General features: G+C 39.0%; 21 protein-coding genes and 1 tRNA gene. 11 read left to right on the plus strand and 11 right to left on the minus strand.

The genetic code is table 11. The annotated features are described in order from the left end of the window. The first annotated feature begins 4 nt into the window (after window positions 1-4). The 6 genes from KO513_RS08345 (at window position 5) to KO513_RS08370 (ending at window position 10078) form a co-directional block, all read left to right on the plus strand. The gene (locus KO513_RS08345) at window positions 5-3124 is read left to right on the plus strand and encodes an efflux RND transporter permease subunit (protein WP_215913009.1); all 3120 of its coding nucleotides are present in this window, start codon (window positions 5-7) and stop codon (window positions 3122-3124) included. A gap of 16 nt (window positions 3125-3140) precedes the next feature. Further along, on the plus strand, window positions 3141-4481 hold the full coding sequence (locus KO513_RS08350) for a TolC family protein (RefSeq protein WP_215913010.1): 1341 nt from the start codon (window positions 3141-3143) through the stop codon (window positions 4479-4481). An 86-nt stretch (window positions 4482-4567) separates the two neighbouring features. Next, the gene (locus KO513_RS08355; protein ID WP_215913011.1) at window positions 4568-5614 is read left to right on the plus strand and encodes an adenylate/guanylate cyclase domain-containing protein; all 1047 of its coding nucleotides are present in this window, start codon (window positions 4568-4570) and stop codon (window positions 5612-5614) included. 158 nt (window positions 5615-5772) lie between these two features. Next, window positions 5773-8196: a TonB-dependent receptor gene (locus KO513_RS08360; RefSeq protein WP_215913012.1), complete on the plus strand. Its 2424-nt coding sequence runs from the start codon at window positions 5773-5775 to the stop codon at window positions 8194-8196. Between the two features lie 45 nt (window positions 8197-8241). Beyond that, window positions 8242-9390 (plus strand): PepSY-associated TM helix domain-containing protein, encoded by a 1149-nt coding sequence (locus KO513_RS08365; RefSeq protein WP_215913013.1) that lies wholly within the window; start codon window positions 8242-8244, stop codon window positions 9388-9390. A 250-nt stretch (window positions 9391-9640) separates the two neighbouring features. Beyond that, window positions 9641-10078, plus strand: coding sequence for a hypothetical protein (locus tag KO513_RS08370; protein WP_215913014.1), 438 nt, complete (start codon window positions 9641-9643; stop codon window positions 10076-10078). Between the two features lie 198 nt (window positions 10079-10276). On the opposite strand, the gene KO513_RS08375 is transcribed toward KO513_RS08370, so the two are convergent. Continuing rightward, window positions 10277-10358: transfer RNA gene (locus tag KO513_RS08375), tRNA-Leu, on the minus strand. 113 nt (window positions 10359-10471) lie between these two features. Between KO513_RS08375 and KO513_RS08380 the strand changes: the two genes are divergently transcribed. Together KO513_RS08380 and KO513_RS08385 are read left to right on the plus strand one after the other, a co-directional pair. After that, a complete protein-coding gene (locus KO513_RS08380) occupies window positions 10472-11860 on the plus strand; it encodes a dipeptidase (protein ID WP_215913015.1) in 1389 nt (462 codons plus the stop codon). Window positions 11861-11907: 47 nt separating this feature from the next. Then, window positions 11908-12672: an abortive infection system antitoxin AbiGi family protein gene (locus KO513_RS08385; RefSeq protein WP_215913016.1), complete on the plus strand. Its 765-nt coding sequence runs from the start codon at window positions 11908-11910 to the stop codon at window positions 12670-12672. Between the two features lie 56 nt (window positions 12673-12728). On the opposite strand, the gene KO513_RS08390 is transcribed toward KO513_RS08385, so the two are convergent. Next, window positions 12729-13307, minus strand: coding sequence for a PhnA domain-containing protein (locus KO513_RS08390; protein ID WP_215913017.1), 579 nt, complete (start codon window positions 13305-13307; stop codon window positions 12729-12731). 272 nt (window positions 13308-13579) lie between these two features. Here KO513_RS08390 and KO513_RS08395 point away from each other — a divergent pair, with 272 nt between their 5' ends. From KO513_RS08395 to KO513_RS08405, 3 genes are all read left to right on the plus strand, one after another. After that, window positions 13580-13945, plus strand: coding sequence for a BlaI/MecI/CopY family transcriptional regulator (locus tag KO513_RS08395; RefSeq protein ID WP_215913018.1), 366 nt, complete (start codon window positions 13580-13582; stop codon window positions 13943-13945). 2 nt (window positions 13946-13947) lie between these two features. Continuing rightward, entirely contained in the window at window positions 13948-15633 is a 1686-nt protein-coding gene (locus tag KO513_RS08400; protein ID WP_215913019.1) for a M56 family metallopeptidase, read from the plus strand. Window positions 15634-15759: 126 nt separating this feature from the next. Then, window positions 15760-16860: a DUF4407 domain-containing protein gene (locus KO513_RS08405; RefSeq protein ID WP_215913020.1), complete on the plus strand. Its 1101-nt coding sequence runs from the start codon at window positions 15760-15762 to the stop codon at window positions 16858-16860. A gap of 1 nt (window position 16861) precedes the next feature. Here the strand turns inward: KO513_RS08405 and KO513_RS08410 are convergent, their stop codons facing one another. From KO513_RS08410 to KO513_RS08450, 9 genes are all read right to left on the minus strand, one after another. Continuing rightward, window positions 16862-17212 (minus strand): Hpt domain-containing protein, encoded by a 351-nt coding sequence (locus KO513_RS08410; protein WP_215913021.1) that lies wholly within the window; start codon window positions 17210-17212, stop codon window positions 16862-16864. A gap of 230 nt (window positions 17213-17442) precedes the next feature. After that, on the minus strand, window positions 17443-18444 hold the full coding sequence (locus tag KO513_RS08415) for a metal-dependent hydrolase (protein ID WP_215913022.1): 1002 nt from the start codon (window positions 18442-18444) through the stop codon (window positions 17443-17445). Between the two features lie 21 nt (window positions 18445-18465). Continuing rightward, window positions 18466-20238 carry a MutS-related protein gene (locus tag KO513_RS08420; protein ID WP_215913023.1) on the minus strand — a complete coding sequence of 591 codons (1773 nt, stop codon included), beginning with the start codon at window positions 20236-20238 and terminating at the stop codon, window positions 18466-18468. 39 nt (window positions 20239-20277) lie between these two features. Further along, window positions 20278-20637 (minus strand): MmcQ/YjbR family DNA-binding protein, encoded by a 360-nt coding sequence (locus KO513_RS08425; protein ID WP_215913993.1) that lies wholly within the window; start codon window positions 20635-20637, stop codon window positions 20278-20280. Window positions 20638-20653: 16 nt separating this feature from the next. Continuing rightward, window positions 20654-21187, minus strand: coding sequence for a GNAT family N-acetyltransferase (locus KO513_RS08430; RefSeq protein ID WP_215913024.1), 534 nt, complete (start codon window positions 21185-21187; stop codon window positions 20654-20656). Window positions 21188-21192: 5 nt separating this feature from the next. After that, a complete protein-coding gene (locus KO513_RS08435) occupies window positions 21193-21591 on the minus strand; it encodes a Dabb family protein (protein WP_215438580.1) in 399 nt (132 codons plus the stop codon). A 25-nt stretch (window positions 21592-21616) separates the two neighbouring features. Continuing rightward, window positions 21617-22240, minus strand: coding sequence for a DUF4230 domain-containing protein (locus KO513_RS08440; protein ID WP_215913025.1), 624 nt, complete (start codon window positions 22238-22240; stop codon window positions 21617-21619). A gap of 2 nt (window positions 22241-22242) precedes the next feature. Further along, the gene (locus KO513_RS08445; protein ID WP_215913026.1) at window positions 22243-22593 is read right to left on the minus strand and encodes a DUF4260 domain-containing protein; all 351 of its coding nucleotides are present in this window, start codon (window positions 22591-22593) and stop codon (window positions 22243-22245) included. Continuing rightward, window positions 22590-23342, minus strand: a complete 753-nt coding sequence (locus KO513_RS08450) for a cyclase family protein (RefSeq protein ID WP_215913027.1) — start codon at window positions 23340-23342, stop codon at window positions 22590-22592. Before KO513_RS08450 ends, KO513_RS08445 begins: the two co-directional genes overlap by 4 nt. Window positions 23343-23374 lie beyond the last annotated feature (32 nt).

Raw genomic sequence — 23374 nt, forward strand, 5'->3', positions numbered from 1 at the left:
TAAGATGAAGAAAAAAAGCGGAGCCATAGATTGGGCCTTTAAACATTCTACATTTCCTATAGTACTTGCGTTATGCTTGGTGCTCATGGGTGCTTATGGGCTTTTTAACATGCCTAGAAACGAATTCCCCGACTTTACCATAAGACAAGGTCTTATCATTGGGTCGTATCCGGGTGCCTCTTCTGAAAAGGTAGAGCAAGAACTGACCTCAAAAGTAGAAGAGTTTTTATTTGGGTACAATGAGGTTGATAAGACCAAAACCTATTCGTATTCCAAAGATGGTCTAATGTACATCTATGTAGAGATATCGGACAAAATTGACCATAATGCTACTGAACAGTTTTGGAATAAATTAAAGTCAGAGGTCTTGATCTTTCAACAGCTTGAGCTTCCTAGAGAAGTTCAGGGTGTTATGGTAAACAGTGATTTTGGTAGTACGGCAGCCTTAATACTTGGTGTACAGTCAGATACTAGACCGTACAAAGATCTGCAACGCCATGTAGAGGATATAGAAGATGAATTACGACAGATAGATAACATGGCGAAAATTTCGCATTCGGGCGGACTTACAGAGCAAATTGCCGTGTATGTAGATCAAGATAAATTGGCTAGTTATGGTATAACGCCTAGCAGTATTTCCAACAGTTTACAGAATCAAGGTGCCGTGGTTAGCGCGGGTACCTTGGAAAATTCAGAAAGGGAAAGACCTATCTATCTTGAAACTACCTTGAAGACCGAAGCCGATATTGCCAATCAGTCCATAAAAACGGAAGAAAACGGAAATATTATACGAGTACGAGATGTTGCCCGCGTTGTTCGTGAATATGATGACCCAGATTCTTATTTGACCATTAGCGGCTCTAAGGGTATGATCATTACTTTAGAAATGGCGAAGAAAGGCAACATTGTTCAATTTGGTGAAGAAATTGATGAGCGATTAGAAAAGGTCATCAGTGAATTGCCAAGTGATATTACCATTACAAAAATTGCGAATCAGCCAGAAGTGGTCGATTATTCTATAAGCCATTTTATGAAAGAGTTTGGTTATGCCTTGATCGGTGTAATCATCGTTACCCTAATATTGCTTCCGTTCAGGGTGGCATCGGTGGCGGCAGCTACCATACCTATTACCATTTCAGCAACACTTGCCATAATGTACTTTATGGGAATAGAACTGAATACGGTAACGTTAGCGGCTCTTATTGTGGTGCTGGGTATTGTAGTAGATGATCCTATTGTAATTATAGATAACTATGTAGAGAAACTTGATGAGGGTATGTCAATACCTGAAGCTGCCGTTAGTAGCGCCAAAGAGCTTTTTCCTTCTGTATTTACCGCAACATTGGCTATCTCGGCAACATTTTATCCGTTGTTGTTCTTCATGGAAGGTGTGGCATCAGATTTTATAAGCGCATTTCCGTACGTTATAATTATTGCGCTTACATTATCCTTGATCATATCTATTTTATTGGTGCCTTTCATTAATTCACTTTTCATAAAAAAGGGATTACATGATAACCCTCAAGAAAAAGGACAAGATGATAAAAAATCTATGTTGGACAGACTGCAGTCCTTTTTTGATAATGCGGTCAATAAAGCCATGGAGCGTTATAAATTGACCATTGGTTTAGGTATTGCGGCAGTAGTGGTAGGTGTATTGCTTTTTGGAGGCATTAGCCAGCAATTATTTCCAAAAGTGGAACGTAATCAATTCTCAATAGAGATCAATTTAAACCCAGGGAGTAGTCTAGATGAAACTACCAAGGTGGTAAACGGATTGGAGAAAGTATTAAAAGCCGATGAGCGTGTCGCATTTTACACGAGTTTTATTGGTCAGAGTTCTCCTCGTTTCCATACGCTGTATGCACCAAACCTGCCAGCAAAAAACTATGCACAAATTTTGGTAACCACCATATCTGACGATGCTACTGTTGAGGTTTTGAACGAGTACGATGAAAAATATGCGGATATGTATCCAAATGCATATTTAAGAATGAAGCAATTGGATATGGCAGGTACCAACGCGCCTATAGAGGTAAGGTTGTATGGTAATGATGTTGATCAGCTTAAAAGATATGGCGATACCATAATCAATATTGCACGTAATACCCCAAAAACACTTTGGAGCAGAACTGACTTTGGCAGTATGAAAGAAGCTGTTAAAATGGATGTTAAGCAGAATGAAGCTGCAAGGCTAGGTCTAAACAACAGAGATATTGCCAATGCCGTTGCAGTGAACACTACGGGTTTAAAAGCTACCGAGGTTTGGGATGAGGAGTATACTATTGATGTGAAAATCAAAAGTGAGAATCAGCATCGCCAAAATGTATCGGATCTGCGTCAGCTATCTATAATTTCTGCACAGAAACAAGCAAAGGTTCCTTTACGACAAGTAGCTGAGATTACTCCGCAATGGTCTCAAGAACAAATTACCAATAGAAATGGAAACCGTTGCCTTACCGTTCGTGTAGACATTACCAAAGATGCGGTTGCCAATGAGGTACTCGCAGAAATGATACCTCATATTGATGAGATCACCTTTCCGGAGGATATCAGAATAGAGTATGGTGGTGAGTATGAGCTGCAAATAGAGAACAATAAACCAATGGGACTTTCCCTTATGCTTAGTGTGGTATTGATTTTCTTGATACTGCTATGGCACTTTAAAAACTTTATGCACGCACTTTTAAGTTTTATCACCATGCCATTGAGCATTTTTGGTGCGGCTTTAGGGTTGATATTGATGCAGTATCCTTTTGGATTTACTTCATTCCTTGGTCTTTTGGCGCTATGTGGTATTGTAGTAAGAAACGGAATTATTTTAATTGATTATGCAGATGAGTTAAGGCATGAACATGGCTACAGTGTTAAAAAAGCCGCTATTCTAGCAGCGGAAAGACGTATGCGCCCTATTTTCTTGACATCTTCCGCAGCAGCTGTTGGGGTAATACCTATGATCGTTAGTCGCTCTAGTTTATGGGGACCGCTGGGTACCGTAATTGCTTTCGGACTTATGTTCTCCATGGTACTTACTTTATTTGTTCTTCCTGTACTTTACTGGTTATTCTTTAGAAAAGAGGATAATGAGACTACCACGGAAGAAGTGGTCAACACTAATGTTTAATAGTAGAATTTAAGTAATGAAACACATAAATACTTATTTATCCAAGGTTGGTAAATCACGTAGCTTTTTAACGATATTTTGTTCCGTGGCTATATTAGGGAATGTTTTTGCCCAACAAATTTCATTGGAAGAAAGTAAAGAAGCTGCTTTAAAGCATAGTAATGCCATTAAGAACGGTTTGCTGACCATAGAGAAATCAGAAGCCTTTAAACGGGAAATGGTGGCAAATTATTTTCCTAATGTAGAGGCTAGTGCACTTGGGCTATATGCACCTAATGATCTCATTGATCCTATAGAGGGTTTTCTTCCCAATGGTATAGATAACTTATATAATGCCAGTGCAACGGCAACCGAAGTAATTTATGCCGGCGGAAAAATTAGAAATTCCAATGCATTGGCAGATATACAACTGGAGACTTCTCAAATTAGGGCAGAACAAGCGGTAGATAGCGTTTTGTTGGTAACCGAAAATAAGTTTTGGCAATTGGTACAAATTCAAGAGCAACAAAAAGTGGTAGAGACCAATGAGATCTATCTAGATGAACTTTTAAAGCAACAGCAGGATCTATTGGAAGCGGGTCTTATTGCCAAAAATCAATTGTTACAGGTAAAGGTCAACCGTAGCGAATTGCTTTTAAATAAAAGTAGATTGGAGAACATGCGCAAACTCGCATTGCTGGATTTTTCTCTTTATGTTGGCGTGGCATATTCACCAAACATGAAAGCCGCTGCAGATTTTGATCAAATTATGGTTCCTGATTTTATGTATACCGAGCCAGATATGGATCTTACTGGTAACAGTAATTATGAACTTCTTGAAAAGTCTATAACGGCAAGTAGCCTACAGACTAAAATGGCAAAAGCAGATATGTTACCTTCTTTGGCGGTAGGAGTGAGTGCCGTTGAATTTGGGGCTTTTGATGATGATTTGGATAGCAAGTTTACCGGCTTTGCCTTTGGCTCTTTAAGTATCCCTATTTCAGATTGGTGGGGTGGCGGTAAGCAAAGACTTAAGCAAGAAAGAATACAAGAAGAAATAGCCCAGAACAACCGAATGGATGGTATAGATCAATTAAAAGTGGCTATTACCCAAAGCTGGTATGATTTATTGAATGCACACGAGCAAATTCAATATGCATTGGAAAACAAGCAATTGGCAGAAGAAAATTTAAAAGTGAACAGGGATAATTATGATAACGGCTTAAGTAATTTAACCGATTTGTTAGATGCACAAGCCATGGCGCAGAATGCCCAATCTACACTGATAGATGCCTATACAAATTATGAGAACAAAGAAATCACTTATCTGTACAGAACTGATCAGTTAGATATCCCGTCTCTAGATAACCTAAAATAACAAAAAGATTTACTTTTTAATCAGGTCATTGCCCAACTAGCCGTATGAAGAAAAAACAAATCATCAGGGTATTAACACTAGCTCTGATGTGGCTTTTAGCTATCATAGCATTTGATGTTGTTCTAAATATCAAGGTTTTTGAAAAAGGAGATTGGCTACCATATCTAGAATATACCTTTTCGGTAATTGTCCCTATTACAACTCTTTACTGCTTAACCATTGGTATAAGCGAGGTTTTGTTCATGCGGACAATGATTGGTGACTATCCATTTGCCATTGTTGTACTTTTTAAAACCGTTTTGCAGTTCACGGTCATTTTTATACTTCATTTAGGTAGTTCATATTTCATAAGAGAACTACTCCCCTTAAGTCCAAATGAAGCTGTAAATAAACATTATAGTTATTTGACCACATCGCTCAATTTAGTCTATACGATATACTTTTTTGTCGTGAGTTTTCACTTTAGTGTATACTTTCAGATTTCTAGAAAATTTGGGTCTACCAATCTGTACGATATCATAATAGGTACATATTTCAAACCTAAGGAAGACAAACGAATTTTTATGTTTTTAGACCTTAACAAATCAACGACTATAGCAGAAGAAATCGGACACTTAAAATACAGCAGGCTCATTCAGGAGTGTTTCGTAAAACTGACTAGCCATATCGAAAATTATAATGCTGAAGTCTATCAATATGTAGGAGATGAGGCTGTTCTGACATGGAGAGTTTCCGACTCGAGTGCAGCAAAAAATTGCATTGATTTGTATCTAGATTTTCAAGGTTCACTATTTGATGCTGGAGATAACTTCTCAAGCAATTTTGGAATCGTACCTAAATTTAAGGTTGGTGTTAGCTATGGATCCGTAGCTATTGCCGAAGTTGGAGATTACAAAAGAGACATTGCCTTTCACGGTACCGTTCTGAATACAGGAGCAAGGTTATGTCAGCTATGTAAGGAAATTGAAGAGGATGTACTTTTCTCATCTGATTTCAACATATTACTAAATGAAAACAAACATCATCTGGATTATGTGGGTGACTATATGCTAAACGGAAGGCGTACACTGGAAAAAGTCTATAAACTTTCCCATCGGCAAGACTCAAGCTGTACTCATACTTTTGCAATGTAAATATCTATCAACATTTAATTGTACTTGCACCGCTGTATCAATTATAATTTTTCACTCAAGAAAACCTTTATTTAAATTAAATCTAAATAATCTTTGTAGGTTTTATGCAAAAAATTACTTTTGCCGAAATCAATTATTCATATTTAGTCTAAATAAGCATGAGACAACTACTTACGGTAATTCTTGTTTTTTCCTCCTTAACCTCATCGTTCGCTCAAGTCGGTAAAATTGAAGGAATCATAACAGATAACTCCCAAACCCCTCTTATGGGGGTGAACGTATCAATCAAGAACAGCAATGTGGGAGCGTATACCAATGAAGACGGCAGTTTTGAAATCGCAGACATCAGCACCGGAGAGCATATATTGACCATATCCTACCTTGGTTTTAAGACCAAAGAATTGACTCTAACCGTTATTGCAAACCAAACCAAAGACCTGGGTAGCATTACGCTATATGAGGGAAATGAAATATTAAGTGAAGTGGTCGTAAAAGGAGAAAGACGCAACAAGTTTTCTAGAAAAGAAACGGCCTACGTGGCCAAACTACCTCTTAAAGACCTAGAAAACACACAGGTATATAGCACCATAACTACAGATTTATTAAAATCCCAAGTTACTACTACCTTTGAAGATGCCCTAAAGAGTGCCGTAGGTGTTGAAAAACTATGGACTTCCACAGGCCGTGGTGGTGACGGTGCCGGTTATTATTCGCTTCGCGGATTTTCTGTGCAACCCCAGTTGGTAAATGGATTGCCCGGTCTTACCAACGGAACTATAAATGCCGCCAATATTGAGCGTATAGAGGTTATAAAAGGCCCATCGGCAACACTTTTCGGTAATGCCGTAACTTCCTATGGCGGTCTAATAAATGTTGTTACCAAAAAACCGTATGTAGGTACGGGCGGCGAATTGTCCTTTACCTCGGGCACCTATGGTTTCAATCAAATTAGTGGTGATTTCAACACCCCGCTAGATAAGGCCAACAATATTTATTTTAGATTGAACACCTCTTATGCCACGGAACAAAGTTTTCAGGATGCCGGATTTAGAAAGTCTTTCTTTGTGGCTCCATCCCTCTCCTATCGTGTAAATAATAAACTATCATTTTCATTCTACGGAGAAATTTCACAGGCAGAACAAACCAACCCCATGTTTTTGTTCCTAAACCGGAGCGCTCCAACAGAATCGGCCAATCTAGAAGAGCTAGGGTACAACAATAAATTGTCCTTTACAAGCAACGACCTTTCTCTGGAAAATCCCACCCAGAACTACCGTATAGAAATGGATTATAAACTATCGGATTCTTGGCAATCACAGACCATTCTTTCCAAAAGTTCTACTTCAACCCGCGGTTACTATTCCTATTTATTCGATTTTGGTGTGCTGGGCAACGACACTTTTACCCGGTACATAAGCAAGCAAAATGCAAATACCCAAACTACGGATATTCAGCAAAATTTTATCGGAAACTTTAAACTGGCCGGTATGCAGAACAAACTTGTTTTTGGTATTGATTACTACAACTCTACCCAAACGGACAATAGTACAGGGTATGCTTTCTATGGCAATATTACTCCCGAAGGTGGTTCAAACGGAGACAATCCGTTTACGCCAGAGGTAGAAGAAGACCTCTTCCCTTTGTCCACGGCCGGGGTAGATGCCGCACTTGCTTCACAGGGTGTAAGTAATATAAAATCCAAATCGCACATCTACAGCGCTTACGCCGCAGATGTATTGAACATTACCCCTTCGTTATCGGCTATGGTAGGTTTACGTTTGGATGTTTTTGATAATGAAGGTGACTTGGCCACATTGGAAGATGATTTTGACCAAACGGCTTTCTCCCCTAAATTTGGCTTGTTGTACCAACCGATCCAAGACAAATTATCGGTCTTTGCCAATTACCAAAACGGCTTTACCAATGTAGCACCTGCTTTAGTTGGCGATGTAAATGCAGGCCCACAAACCTTAAAAACCTTTGACCCCGAGCAAGCAAATCAGCTAGAATTCGGTATAAAGACCAACCTTTTCAACAACCGTCTTAACGCTACAATTAGTTATTATGACATAAACGTAAAAGACAGGGTAATTACGGATCCAGCCTCGCCATTTAATAAAATCCAAGGAGGCGAAGTTGAAAGCAAAGGCTTTGAGATAGAAGTTAACGCCAACCCTATTAATGGCCTAAATATTAGGGCCGGTTACAGCAATAACGATAGTGAGACCACAGTATCCGATAATGCTGAAATATTAAACCGAAGACCTTTGGAAGCAGGGCCGGAAACCGTATACAACCTATGGGCCAATTACGAATTTCAGAATGGCTCTCTAGACGGTTTTGGGCTAGGATTTGGTTTTAACGGTGCCAGTGATCGTTTTGCCATTAACTACGCATCAACAGGAGAGTTCATATTACCAAGTTATACCATTGCGAATGCTTCTGTCTTCTATCAAGCGGACAAATATCGTATTGGTCTAAAATTGAACAACGTATTCAACAAAGAATATTATAAGGGGTGGACCACCATTACACCACAAACCCCAAGGGCGCTTTATGCCAATTTCACTTATACTTTTTAATATTTGGCGAGCAACGGGTGATAATCTATTTATATAAACAGTATTATGAAATATAGAAATTCAATTCTTACACTTCACAAAGTTATTGGTCTGGCCACAGGTCTGGTGGTTTTTATTGTTGCCGTAACCGGATGTTGTTGGACCTTTAGGGAAGAAATTGAAAGTCTGTATGACGGATATAAAAAGGTTACGCCCCAAGAGGCCGCAATGCTAACTCCTACAAAAGCAAGGGCATTGGCCAAGGAAATTTTTCCGGACAACCATGTACATGGTACTGTCTTTGGACAAAAAGATGATGCCATTGAGGTTATTTTTTACGATGCCGAACCCGAATTTTACCAAAGTGTTTTTCTAAATCCGTACACGGGAGAACTCATTCAAGTAGACAACCATCTTACAGGATTTTTTGCCTTTATTCTAAAAGGACATATGCGCTTGTGGCTACCCAAGGCTATTGGCGAACAAGTGGTTGGGATTTCTATTCTGCTTTTTATGCTCATCATAATTTCCGGAGTAATTTTATGGATACCCAAAAAGCGTAAAAACCTAAGACAAAGACTAAAGTTTGATTGGAAAGAAACCACACGATGGAAGCGCAAGAACTTTGACTTACATTCCATTATTGGATTCTATATCTGTTCCTTGGCTTTTGTCCTGGCCTTGACCGGCTCCATTCTTTCTTACGGTTGGCTTCAATACGGAATGTACAAAATGGTAGGAGGCGAAAAAGAAGCCCGTTTTATCATTCCCGAAAATAATAGCGAAGCCCTTGCCGCCAATACCGATGTACTACCAATAGACAGGCTCATCGTAAAGCTCCAAAAAGAATCTCCTGAAGCCAAAAGCTTTGAATTACATTATCCTGATTCCGAAAAATCTAGCGTATATATAGAAGTATCCAACAGTGATGGTCTTTTTTATGATTCCGATTTTCGGTTCTTTGACCAGAATACGTTAGAAGAGATTGAAACCCCTAGTATTTATGGGAAATACAGCAATGCGGACGTTTCAGATAAAATTCTCCGGATGAACTATGATATTCACATTGGTGCCATTGGAGGCATTGTGGGGAAAATTATTGTTTTTATCGTTGGACTTCTCACCGCCAGTTTACCAGTTACCGGTGTACTATTATGGTATGGACGTACGTACAAGAAAACTAAAAAACTTAGAGTGGCATCGGCACAAAGCTAGGTGTAAAAAAGATAAGCTCTAGGATTTCCGAGAAATTTTATGAATAATTTTCGTTCAATATAATTGGATGAAAAATTTGGAGTTTATCTTAAAGCCCAAAAATATAGCTTTCGGCTAAAGAACAAACCGGCGACTAAAAAGTTTTTTACACATATCATTTGCATGATATAAAGTTATAGTATTTACGAAATTCCGTAAGTATACGTTTCTTTTAAATTGTATAATTGCAATAATAAATTAATGTTTTACGATGAATAGATTCTTTTTACTTACGCTAGTGACGTTCCTTTTTTCTTGTAGTAATTCAAGCGAAGAAAACTCCTCGACAGCATCTAACAACTATTCAGAATTATTAGTAGGCAAATGGACTTATGTTTCTAACCGAACAAATGGAGGCTCTACTAATCCGTTTGTCCATTCTGGAGAAGATTGCAGTAATTTCCAACCAGATTACATTGAGTTTACAAAAGAAGGTAGATATATACAGTTCGCTTATTTAAATTGCGAAGAAGATTTTGTTGTCGACAAATTATATAAACTAAATGAAGTTGATATCACTGTTACTGATGAAAAAACAGGTGATAAAGCCTTCGACAGCAAAATATTAGAGATAAGCGAAAACACTCTTATATTAAGGACAGAGGTTCCTAATATAATTTTAGAGGAGTCTTTTAAAAAAATCAAATAAAAATTTTTACTACCCAACACGCTATTCATAGTCTCCTTAAATTTAATTACTAAAACTCCCATTGAAAAAGCCTTTCAGTTTCCTAAAAGGCTTCTCATTGTCTAGGCGGAGCACGCTTCTAGCATCTCCTTATTCTTTCATTCCCCAAAACATTCCCCATAAAAAAAGCCTCTCAGTTTCCTGAAAGGCTTCTCGTTGTACAGGCGGAGAGACTCGAACTCTCACACCTTGCGGCACTAGATCCTAAGTCTAGCGTGTCTACCAATTCCACCACGCCTGCATCTCCCAATCAAATTGGGATGCAAATATAATGCAAAATTTTAATTCTCTAAATTTTCCACCACTTAAAAACGTTCTTTTTCGTATTTTTAATTTACACTCTAAATTTGCTACATGCAAAACGTACAAGAATACATTTCAAATCATAAGCAAAGGTTCTTAGATGAACTTATACAACTCCTTCGTATTCCGTCAGTAAGCGCGGACTCCGCCTTCTCTCAGGATGTTTTTGACACCTCGGAAGCAGTAAAGACCGCACTGGAAAATGCCGGATGCGAGACGGTAGAAATATGCGAGACGGATGGTTATCCCATCGTCTATGGCGAAAAAATTATAGACCCCAACCTTCCTACGGTTCTTGTCTATGGTCATTATGATGTACAACCACCGGACCCAATAGACCTTTGGAACTCGCCTCCGTTCGAACCCATAATCAAGGAAACGGAACTACACCCAGAAGGCGCTATTTTCGCCCGTGGAGCCTGTGATGATAAAGGCCAGATGTATATGCACGTTAAGGCATTGGAATTTATGGTAAAAACCGACCAACTGCCCTGCAATGTGAAATTTATGATCGAGGGAGAGGAAGAAGTGGGCAGTAACAACTTAGCGGTTTTTGTAGCCAACAATCGTGAAAAGCTTGCCAACGACATTATATTGATTTCCGATACCGGAATGATCGCAAATGACGTTCCTTCCATTACCACAGGATTACGCGGACTAAGTTATGTAGAGGTAGAGGTTACCGGACCTAACAGAGACCTACATTCTGGGCTGTACGGTGGTGCCGTTGCCAATCCTATAAACGCACTTACCAAAATGATCGCTTCGCTCCATGATGAGAACAACCATATTACCATTCCCGGTTTTTATGACAAGGTAGAGAACCTTTCGTTAGAAGAACGAGCAGAAATGGCCAAGGCTCCGTTTAGTCTAGATGCCTATGAAAAAGCATTGGATATCACTTCCGTAGACGGTGAAAATGGCTATAGTACCAACGAGCGAAACAGCATACGACCCACGTTAGATGTAAACGGCATTTGGGGCGGTTACACCGGTGAAGGTGCAAAAACGGTCATAGCCAGTAAGGCCTACGCCAAAATATCCATGCGTTTGGTACCCAACCAAGATTGGCAGGAAATCACCCAATTGTTCAAAACCCATTTTGAAAGCATTGCCCCAAAAGGGGTTACCGTAAAGGTAAAACCGCACCATGGCGGACAAGGGTATGTTACCCCAATTGACACAATTGGCTATCAAGCGGCTTCCAAAGCTTACGAAACCACTTTTGGCAAAAAGCCTATTCCACAGCGTAGTGGTGGTAGTATTCCTATTGTAGCACTGTTCGAAAAAGAACTGAACAGTAAGACCATTCTTATGGGCTTTGGGTTGGATAGCGATGCCATTCATTCGCCCAATGAACATTTTGGAGTTTGGAACTATCTAAAAGGCATAGAGACCATACCTTATTTCTATCATCACTTTACCTTAATGAACAAGTAAAATAATATTGCTCTAGAAGAGTTAGCTACACCTTAAATCTTTTATAAATGAGTAATATTAGTTCTAATTGTTTATTTCATTTTACTCCAAAAAGAAAGTTTCTTATCAATATATTGGAGCAGTCTTTTGTGCCGAGATATTGTCTTGAGAATTTAAAACTTAGTAATGTCTATCAAAGTGAATTCTCAGCCGCTATTCCAATGACCTGTTTTTGTGATATTTCGTTAAGTCAGATTGGCAATCATATTGACATGTATGGAAGTTATGGTTTAGGTATGACAAAAGAATGGGGTATAGAAAAAAAATTGAATCCTGTTCTCTATATAAATCCTGATTCATTAATTTCTGATTCAATAAGAAAATTATCAGATAGCATATTTCTAGATTTAAATAGGGATTGTAATGAAATATCTAATAAGATTTATGATGAGTACATAAATTTAGTGTGCTTTACAAAATCTTATGATGGTCCCTTCAGAAAAAGTGACAAGCAATATAAAAATATCAGATTTTATAATGAACGAGAATGGAGATATGTACCAAAGCTCAATTTCGGTGGTGACGCAAAATTTTTTTTAAATTCAAGAGAGGTTAAAGATGAACAGCTAGTGAAAAAGGAAAACCAAAAATTATTTAAACACAGACTCTGTTTCGACTCTAATGACATCAAATATATCTTCGTAAAAAAAGAGAGTGAAATTCATTCTATTATCAAAGCTTTAAAAAAACTTAATCAAAGATTTAGCTGTGAGGAAATTGAAATTTTAACTTCGAAAATTATCACCGTAGAGCAAATAAAATCAGATTTCTAAAACATTGTAAGAAGGTAGTTATGACTACCTTCTTACAACTATATTTCTTGATAGATTTATATCTTCTTTACATATTTGGTAATAATCACAATTTGCTGACCATCAACCTTACCTTCAATATATTCGGCATTTTCACGATCTAAGGAAATCCTCCGTACCGGTGTTCCTTGCTTGGCCACCATACTAGAACCTTTTACCTTAAGGTCCTTCACGAGCACAACATTATCGCCGTTCTCCAAGATAACCCCGTTCACATCCCGGTGAATGATTTTTTCGGCTTCGGACAAACCTTCTCCGGTAGCTTTCGCCCATTCCAAAGTTGCGTCTTCAAGATACATCATATCCAACAAGTCTTTAGGCCAACCCTCCGCTTTTAAACGGGAAAGCATACGCCAGGCCACCACCTTTACAGCATCGTACTCGCTCCACATGCTATCGTTCAAACAGCGCCAATGGTTGGCATCCGTAGTATCAGGATTTTCAATCTGGCCAACACACGTAGCACACGCCAGTAGGCTACCATCAATCCCACCCGTAGAAACAGGTGGCACTTCGTACACACTAAGCTCATTGGTGGCACCACATAGTTCACAGGTATTGCCACTTCTACCCTTTAATTCTTCAAGTACACTCATAACGTTTAAATATGGGATCAAATGTAAAGTTTTCAACCCTAATACGGACTACAGTACCGCCCTTTTTACCCCTTGAACCCCAAGAAGGGCGTTCCCGCTAAAAAGCGGGCCGGGCTATACATTGCAAGTACGCTTAGCAAAAAAGCTAATGCGGGCTTTCCGTTGCTATCCCTAACGCACGTTCAAAAATACATTAACTAACAATTAACAACTCTACGTTTGTAGAATAAAACTTTATGCTCTATGTTTGTAGAATACAAATGCAGCGTATTATGCAATTATCCAAAACAGAAGAAGAACTTATGAATATTTTATGGAAGCAAAAGAAAGCTTTCATGAAAGACCTATTGGATGCATACCCTGAGCCAAAACCCGCTACTACAACTGTAGCAACCCTTTTAAAAAGAATGACGGACAAGGGTTTTGTGGCCTACAAAAGTTTAGGGCGATCCCGTGAATACTATCCATTGGTCAGAAAAAAAGACTACTTCTCCAAACACGTAAACGGACTCATTAAAAACTTTTTTAATGATAGTCCGGGGCAATTTGCTTCTTTCTTTACCAAAGAAACCGACTTGAGCAGAAAGGAGCTTGAAGATTTAAGAAATCTCATAGACAACGAAATTAAAAAGCGATAACCATGGTTCTCTTCCTATTAAAATCTACCGCTTGCTTGGCCCTATTTATGGCTTTCTATAAGTTAGTTTTAGAGAATGAGCGTATGCACGGTTTTAAACGCATATATCTTCTTCTGGCCTTAGTACTGTCCATTGTAATTCCGTCAATAACGTTTGTGGAGTATGTAGAAGTTCCTTCTTTGGCCCATGAAATAGACCACATTACAACGGCATCAAACCAAATGGCAATGCCTGCAGGCGAAGAAAAGTCCGTTAGTTTGGATACCACCACCCTCTTACTATTCATATACTCGTTAGGGGTGCTACTTTTTTCCTTTCGGTTTTTTAAAAATTTAGGACATATCCTGATTAACATCCGCAACAATCCAAAATTACGGATGCAATCCTTTATTAATGTTTTGCTTAGTGATATTACTGTACCCCATACCTTTTTCAATTACATTTTCCTGAACAAACAAGAATTTGAAGCAAGGGAAATTCCCCAAGAAGTACTGCTGCATGAGGCTGCGCATGCCCAACAAAAGCACAGTTTGGACATTCTGTTTATAGAACTATTGCAAATTATCTTTTGGTTTAACCCACTGGTATACATCATAAAAAACTGGATCAAACTAAATCATGAATTCCTTGCCGACCAGGCAGTTCTTAACCAAGGTACTCCAACCCCTAAATATCAAAATATACTTTTAGCGTTTGCCTCATCAACAAACGGTAAAGATTATCAGTCGAGTCTGGCTAACGCCATCAATTATTCATCAATCAAAAAACGTTTTACAGTCATGAAAAAAACAACCTCAAAAGAATCGGTGGTCTTAAGAAGCGTCGCCGTTCTGCCTTTGATTACCATGCTCCTATTCAGCTTTAGCGAACAGATTACCGTACCTAAAGAAACCTCTGCCGTACAAGCCTATCAAAGCGAAGCCACTGAGCAGGAAGTGGCCCGTTATAACGCATTGGCCAAAAAGTACAATGCTATCCCAAGGGAAAAGAGAAATGTATCCCTAGAAGATATAAATACTTTGGAGCTTATTTATGGTAAAATGTCCAAAAAACAGCAAAACGAAGCACAGCCATTTCCTGAATGCCCTGAAAACAAAAGCGATAAAAAAGGAGCTTGTGCAGAAGAGATTTCTGAATATAATGGATTGGCCAAAAAGTACAATAAAATGTTAGCCAAGGGCAAAGGCATTCGTATCCAAAAGACAGAATTAGACCGTATGGCTTACCTCTATGCCCAAATGAGCACAAAACAACGCTCCAGTGCCCAGCCTTTTCCAAATATACCCGAGCCGCCGGAACCCCCTACTCCACCTACCCCTCCTGAAGCAAAAATTGAAATTGAGAAACTTGTGGAACATGCCGTGGGAAACGCCCTGGAAGAAATAGTTGCTTTTGAAGATGTGCATATTTTAGAGCTTACAGACCATCCTTTTAATGAGGAGAAGTTTGAACACAAAATTCACATTGTAAGACCAGAAAGTCCACCAAAACCAAAAACGCCTCTGGAGCATGTTAAGGAAATGGCCACGAAAGATGCCGTATTCTATTTGGACGAAAAGGAAATAAGTTCTAAAAAGGCCATTCAATTACTAAAGAAAAACAAAAGCATAAATATAGACACACGCACAAGCAACAATCAACCACCCAAGGTAAAATTATCCGTTAAGCCAATTATAATTAACAACTGACCGTAACCCATTTGTGTCTTAAAGCCTTCTAAACAGAAGGCTTTTTTTGTAACAAAAAACGTAACTTACGTCTAATTCATCATCAATCTGCCCAGCAATGGGTATCATCAAAAAAAATCGGACATCATGGTACAGCAATTTTTTATCCTCTGCTCGGGGGCGGACACCTCCATTCTAAAAACCTGTTCTAAAGGCGAACAGAACAAATATGCCGGTATTGGCGCTACTGTATTCTTTACTGCACTCATGGCTTTTATTGCCAGTAGTTATGCTCTCTATACTGTTTTTGACAATGTATACACGGCTGTTTTCTTTGGTCTCATTTGGGGACTCTTGATTTTTAATCTAGATTGCTTTATTGTCTCCACCATTAAAAAACGGGACAGTTTTGGCAACGAACTTTTGCAAGCAGCACCACGTCTGCTACTGGCAATAATCATTGCCGTAGTTATTTCAAAGCCGTTGGAAATGAAAATTTTTGAAAAGGAAATCAATCAAGTGTTGTTGGAACAAAAAAATGAGATGACACTGGCCAATAAAAATCAGCTAGCCTTACAGTACACCCCAACCATTGAAAAACTAAATGCCGATATTACTCAATTAAAGGACGAAATTTTTACCAAAACAGCTGAAACGGATGCTTTGTACAACACCTATATAACCGAAGCAGAAGGGACTTCAGGAACATTAAAACTGGGTAAAGGCCCAGTTTATGAAGAGAAACGTGAAAAACACGATGCCGCTTTGGCGGAGTTGAATGTTCTAAAAGAAACCAATGCCCAAAAGATAACGGGAATAGAAAACGAAATTTCAGCTTTAAATGCAGAATATGCAGATGTGGTTAAAAATTCCCAACCTGTAATAGATGGTTTTGATGGCCTCATGGCCCGGATCAATGCTCTTAATGAGCTGCCGTGGCGGCCCTCTTTCTTTATATTTTTACTATTTCTTGCTATTGAAACCTCCCCTATTATTGCCAAACTGTTATCCCCAAAAGGAACTTACGATGTAAAATTGGAGGAAGAAGAAAGTATGCTTCATACATGGGCACGTCAAAAAATACAACAACGAGAACAAATACTTTTAGCGGACACGGCTCTGAACGAGAAAATCTACAATGAGATAAAACGGGAAGAGGAAGTTTACGCGTACAAAAAGAAAAAAGCCGAGGAACTTTTAAAATTACAGGCAGATGCCTTTAGAGACCTTCAGGTGAAGCAATTATAGGTTAGTAATCCAGCAGTTCTAAAAAGACGTTTATTTTTTTGAGTACTTTTTTAAAGTCCTCATCCAAAGCTGCGTCTCCCGCATGCAACCTTTCCTTATGCTCTTCTGCAAAGGCAAAGGTCTTTTCCATGCCCAGCACGCTTATCTTATATTTTAATTTGTGTACTATTTCTGCAGCGGCCCTGGGTTCATCTAATTTTATGTGGTAAAGATATTTACCAAGGTCCCATGAAAATTCGGATTTTAGAAGGGTAACAAATTTACGTTCAAATTCAACATCGCGGGCACCTACGAGGTTTTCCACGTAGTTTAAACTTGGTCTTTCATCCCTATATCCCGCAAAATCCTCCATAAAACCTATCTCTCTTTTAAGCTCTTCAATCCGTCATTTTTTCAAGATAAACTAAAGGTAAGAATTATACTACCTCAATTTTCTTGTTTGTTGTGAAACCGTCAAAAAAATACGTTACTCCCTAAAAAAAAGATGTTAACGATTACAAAAAAGCGCCAAATGATAGCATTTCCGCAGCAAATGAACAGTTTAAACAATGTATCTACACTCAGGAACAGGACCCTAAGAAACTAGTTGCCCCATATACGTTCCCAAAGCGCACTTAACAGTCGTTTGGCATCTGCGCGGTACTTAGGCATTTCTTGAACAGTTAACCCATCACTACCTCTTTTAAGTTCGTAGCTGAAAGCAAACTTAGACTCTTTAGGGTCTATACTAATAAGTCCAAACCTTAGGTCATTAAAATATAATTTACCGGCCTTCTCGGTTATCGTATACCAACCATTGGTTATAGCAATAAGTCGTTCTACTTTATCATTGGATTTTAAGTCTCCAAGAAGTTCATGGTTCTTGGGATAAGAGGTGAATTTAATTTCTTGGGTATCAAAAAAAGAATAATACCCTATCAAGTAGGAATCACCAGCGTCTACATTGGCGGTCCACAAAAGAGAATTGAACGGCATAGGCCGGGTATCTATGGCTTCATAAGATATGCTTTGTATTTCTAAATTATAAAGAAACTCTTTATAGGCAACCCACTTTAAAATTAAGGTGGTCAACAGATAGGCTGTACTTACCGTTAACCCCAACCTATTGTACTTTTTTCGTTTGGGCGATGTTCTTTTTTGCCGCATGGCCATTATCAAGAAAATGATAAACGGAACCGTGTACAATGGGTCTATGACAAAAATATTCTGAAATGCCAATCGGATTTTAAAGGGCCAGAACAACTGGGTGCCCCACGTGGTAAAGGTGTCCAATATAGGGTGTGTAAACATACCCCAAAACATTAACCAAGACCAATCTTTAAAAGTAGCTTCGCTTTTCTTTTCTATCTTGGTGATAAGCCATCCAAATAGGGGCGCAAACAGTAAGGAAAAGAAAATGGAATGGCTAAAACCCCTATGGATTTCGGTTGCGGTAACCGTATCAAAAAGAAAACGTGCCGTGACGTCCAAATCTGGAATAGTACCTGCAATAGCCCCATAGAGCATAGCCTTGTTCCCAACCTTTTTACCTAAAACGGCTTCACCTACGGCGGCTCCTAAAACTATCTGGGTTAACGAATCCATTTTTGATTGTTAGTTGACTAGCTATTCTACAATTTCCATTTTCTTCAACAAGAACGAAGCATTCATATTCTGGCAAATTCCGTCCTTAAACTTATAATCAAAATGAAGTTCATCATTAATGATTTCAGCGTCAAAATAATGGTTCTCAACCTGAGGCAATGTATCGGCCACCTCGCAAAGGCTTAAATCATGCGTGGCAATAATTCCGGTGGACTTTGAAGCTACCAAACGCTCCACGAATTTCCGGCTACCCTCGGCCTTATCCGTACTATTGGTTCCTTTCAAAATTTCATCCAAGACAATAAAATAACGATCCTCCTGAATTTCGTCTACAATGAATTTCAATCGTTTTAATTCCGAAAAGAAGTAAGACTCGTCATCCGTTAACGAATCCGTAGTACGCATGCTGGTAATCAATTTTATGGGAGAATATACCACCTCTTTAGCACAAAGCGGAAGCCCTACATTGGCCATTACAATCTGTAATGAAACGGTACGTAAAAAAGTACTTTTTCCGGCCATGTTAGCTCCGGTAACGATAAAGAACTGTTCCCGATCTATTTGAAAGTCATTTAGGACGCTCTTTTCCGGATTAAGCAATGGATGCCCTGCCCCGGTGGACTTTAGAACCACTCCATCCTTAGTAACGGTAGGATAATTGTACTGCGGATGATTGAACCCAAAATTGCCCAGACTGTTATACGCGTCAAAAATTGCGATAGTATCAAACCATTTTTCTACAAAAGCACCATGCTTTCCGATCCATTTTTCAATCTCATAGCAATGTGTCAAGGTGCGAAGAAAAAAACCGTTCCCAAAGAAGAGGTAAATAATGTTATTGTTCTTGTCCAGACTATTGAGCTGTTTGGAAAACTGTGCTATGATCAAAGAAGTCTTTTCTTTATCCCGAAGCACGTTACCCTTCAACTGCTTTAGATAATCGGAAGTAAATTCCGTATCCTCGATCAACGTTAGTAATTTGTTGTACTGTTGAAAACTGCTCTGTACCTGGGAAGCATCTCCTCCAAGCTTGGTGATTTTTTTAGTATAGATTCCCGTGATGCCCATACCTAGGACAAGCCAGAGTATTAAAACCGATTCCGGAGCAAAATCAAAAAAATAAAGCGCGAACAACAACACGGAAACTACAGAAAACACCATTGGCAGATATCCCATTATTTTAGGGATAAAAGCTTCGTAGCCCGCCAACCATTTTACAATAGCATCCGTTTTACCCTCGGTTTTGGCCAAAGAAGCCGTTGCCGAAAAATTTTGTCGCCATTCCGGCATTTTGGCGAGTTCTTGTATAGCTTCCTGTTTCTTAGGAATTCCGTCTATCTCGTTTTCCTTAAAAAGAGCAGCAAAGGTTTCCGCCCCTTGTTTTAAGGCGGTACGGTTGGCATACTGAAAAAATGAACCCCTACCGAACAGATCTATATCCTGACTGAAATAATGAAGTGGATCCTTAAACTCATCGCCTTCGGGCAGGTCATGAAAATCACGGTACAATACTTTTAATTCGGTCCGGTTAATATCCAGCAGCGCCAACAGCCTATCTCGTTTGTACTGAAGTCCAGCATGTCTGGTTACCAAAAAAAGAAAAAATACAATGGTTACCAACACTACGGCCATAACCCATTTGGCATCTCCTAAAGTTAGATAAACGCCAAAACCGGCCATACAAAATATGGCCAAACGCAGCATGCTCGAAGCAAATAATAGCTTCTTTATTTGCGCTAACTCTTTGGTATATTTTTCAATTTCACCGTTATAAAAAGATTCTAGTTGCTGCATATATCCTACACGGATTTTTTAAATAAGTGATGACGTTTTCTAAGAAAGAGCATCATACTCCGCCTTGAGCTTTTTGGTAAATTTGAAAATAACCAAATCATAGGAATGGTCTACCAATTCCGTGATTAGTTTTGGAGGTAGGTTATCCAACAAAAGCGTATTCCAATGAACTTTGCTCATGTGGTAGCCGGGTATGATATGACCATCAAACTCTTCCCGAAGCGTTATTGCCCTATCTGGATCACACTTTAGATTCACCTGAGGTGGAAGCCTTTCCAGAGCACAAAGAGCGAACATTTTACCCATAACCTTAAATACCAAGGTCTTCTCGTCAAAAGGAAATTCCTCTGTTACTCCTTTCTTGGCAATGCAATACTCCCGAAATACTTCAACGTTCATCATTTCTTAAGGCCCTTTACTGTTGGGGTACTTTCAGTTTTTCCAAGGATGACCAATGGTATCTTACTTTCATGATAGGCGTATCCCCAATATCGTTCCCTTCTACGGTCTCTAATCGTTTTCCTCCGCGAGAGTCGTAAAACCCTTGTGCCGATTTATTACCCTCAAGCACCCACAAGTACATGCCCTTATCAGAAGTACTTTTTTCTACCTCATCTGCAACGCGCGCCATTAAATGTCTTCCAACACCAAGGCCTTGGGTCTCTGCTGAAACATGCAAATTATCCAATAGGGCACCATAGGTGTTGTCTTGATTCAAAAATACGCACGCAAAACCAAGCATAACTCCGTCTTTCTCCGCCAAGATTACCTTTTGGTCCAAACTTGGGTTACCAAGTCTATCCCGCCATACTTTTTGGCGATCGGCAAGAGCCAATTCATCTAAGTAATTATCGCTAAAGACTCCTCGGTAATTCTCTTGCCAACTTTTAGTATGTAACTGGGCTATTGCCAACGCATCTTCCAGCGTGGCATACTTATAAACGACCATAAAACTTACTGTATTCCCTTAGAATCGTAAACGATTACCTTTTCCCATAATGCGCTAGATTCCTCTATAAATACCTTATGAGGAGCTTCGTCCTGATAGTTCTGCTGCGCTTCAGCAGATTCAAAAGTTACAATTAACGAGTAGGTAAACGAACCATCTACCACATCTCTACTAGCCTTTGGCGGAACGCCTATAAAACTGGTTTTGGCATAGGCCGAATTATCCAAAAATTTCTGAAGCGACTTCTCAAATGTAGCTCGGTCTTCTTTGCTATCCGGATTTTTAAACCAAAAGTATACGGTATGGGCAAAATTAGGGTCAAATTCTCTCATGTCATTCTTTGTTTGGCCATTAGCGGTAATGGCAAGTGTTAAAAATAATATTGAAATAGTAAGTGTTCTCATGTCTGTTGTTTTTAAAATATGTAAATTAATCTTCGAGCATTTGTTTTTGTTTTTCCGTAATCTCCAAAGCTGTGTAATCTAGTTTCCAACCAATGGTCTCTACTATCTTTTCAATTAATAAAACAGCTTGAATAGCCTCTTTCCTGGCGGTTTGCATCAGTCCACTCTGCGGAATCTTTTCCCTTATGTGCTGTTTGGCCTCTTTGTTCAATAGGGTTAAATCATCCGAAGAAAAGAAATTGAACATACCACTCTGAATATCATAAAACTGAATATCCGGCTCTATGGATAGAATCTCTGGTTCCGGAAAATGGGTCAGGATAATTTTTTTATTTTCGTTATCGGCCTTTATCCTTACTTTTTTTAAATCATAACCAATGTGGGCCTTGGCATTGATGACCAGCAGCGCTTTTTTCTTGCTGCTTACCAAACTCATAAAGCGTTCCTTTATATTCTCGTACCTGTAGATTTCTGCAAAATCGCCTTCTACCGAAACCAACTTACAAACGCTCTGTATTTTCTCTACCAATACTGTGGATTGGTGCTTGGTAAGTTCTTTACTTTTTTGCTTCCTAAAATAAGAATACACCCAATACATTAGGATAGCACCTAGAATAAGACCTAAAAAAGTATCGAAAATATTATCCATTCTTATTTTCCTATTTCCCCCAAGTGGGTAAACTTAAAACCTTTATCATATTTCAGACCATAGCCAAAAACACGGTCCATTGCCGCATGCGAAAATAAGATAATCCCTACCAAATGCAATACGGGTGCCGAAAGATACACCCCAATTATATAGATGGCAAGAGCAATTCCTTTGTGATGAAAAATATTATAGAAAACGGCACCCCATTTATTCCCCAAAAGATAGCCCAACATGCTAAAATCAGGAGTTAACAGCAACACTACAAACCACCACCAGGCATATGGCAAAAGACTGAACATGTATATCCCAAACAAGAACATACCCAACTCCTCTACCTTTAGCCACTTGGTCATTTTTGTATAATTCTATAAAGTACAGGTCTACTGGGGCTGGCATCATTTTCAAAAGGAGCCACCTGAATATTTAACAGATACGTGCCATCTTCAATAGAATTGGAAACATAAATAAACTCCGTTATAGTGGCTTTTTTTCTAAGTTTCCCTCCAAAATTCCAGAAAGCTTTATGGGCTACCAGTGCTCCATCATCCTTTTCTTTATCTACGGAAGGTAAGTCTACCAACAAATGCTCCACACCTTTTTCTACAAGAAACTCGGCAGCCTCTTCTGTGAGGTAAGGAGGGTTTGAATGTGAATATTGGCGGGACTTTTTCTGTTTCATATTAGGCAGGGTACGTATAACCACGGCCTCTCTCTTTTTGTTCCCCAAAGCATATTTAAGCTGCTTTTTTGAAACCACAAAGTCGTTATCTACCATTTCCGGAGCAATGGTAATGACTTCCGCCAGAAAGAAAAATTGTTTTAAGTTTTTATTGATAGAATGAAAATCTTCGGTAATATGACCTACACATTCCGTGTGTGTGCCGTGGGCATGCGGGTTGAATGAAATATCATTAAAATTGATGGAAGCCCCTTCGGACACTTTACCAACATACCCTTTTTCCTCGTGCGGCTCAATTGTTGGCGGGGCCACATACCATGCACTTACATTTTGCTCGCCACCCTTTATAGCTATTGAAATATCCAAGGGTTTAGTAAGGTCTATAGGGTAGTTTCTTGTTCTATGTTTTATAGTAGCAATCATAAAAAATATTCTGTTTTTAGGATAATCCTTGC

It is taken from the genome of Zobellia sp. B3R18, from assembly GCF_018860715.1.
Classification (GTDB): domain Bacteria; phylum Bacteroidota; class Bacteroidia; order Flavobacteriales; family Flavobacteriaceae; genus Zobellia; species Zobellia russellii.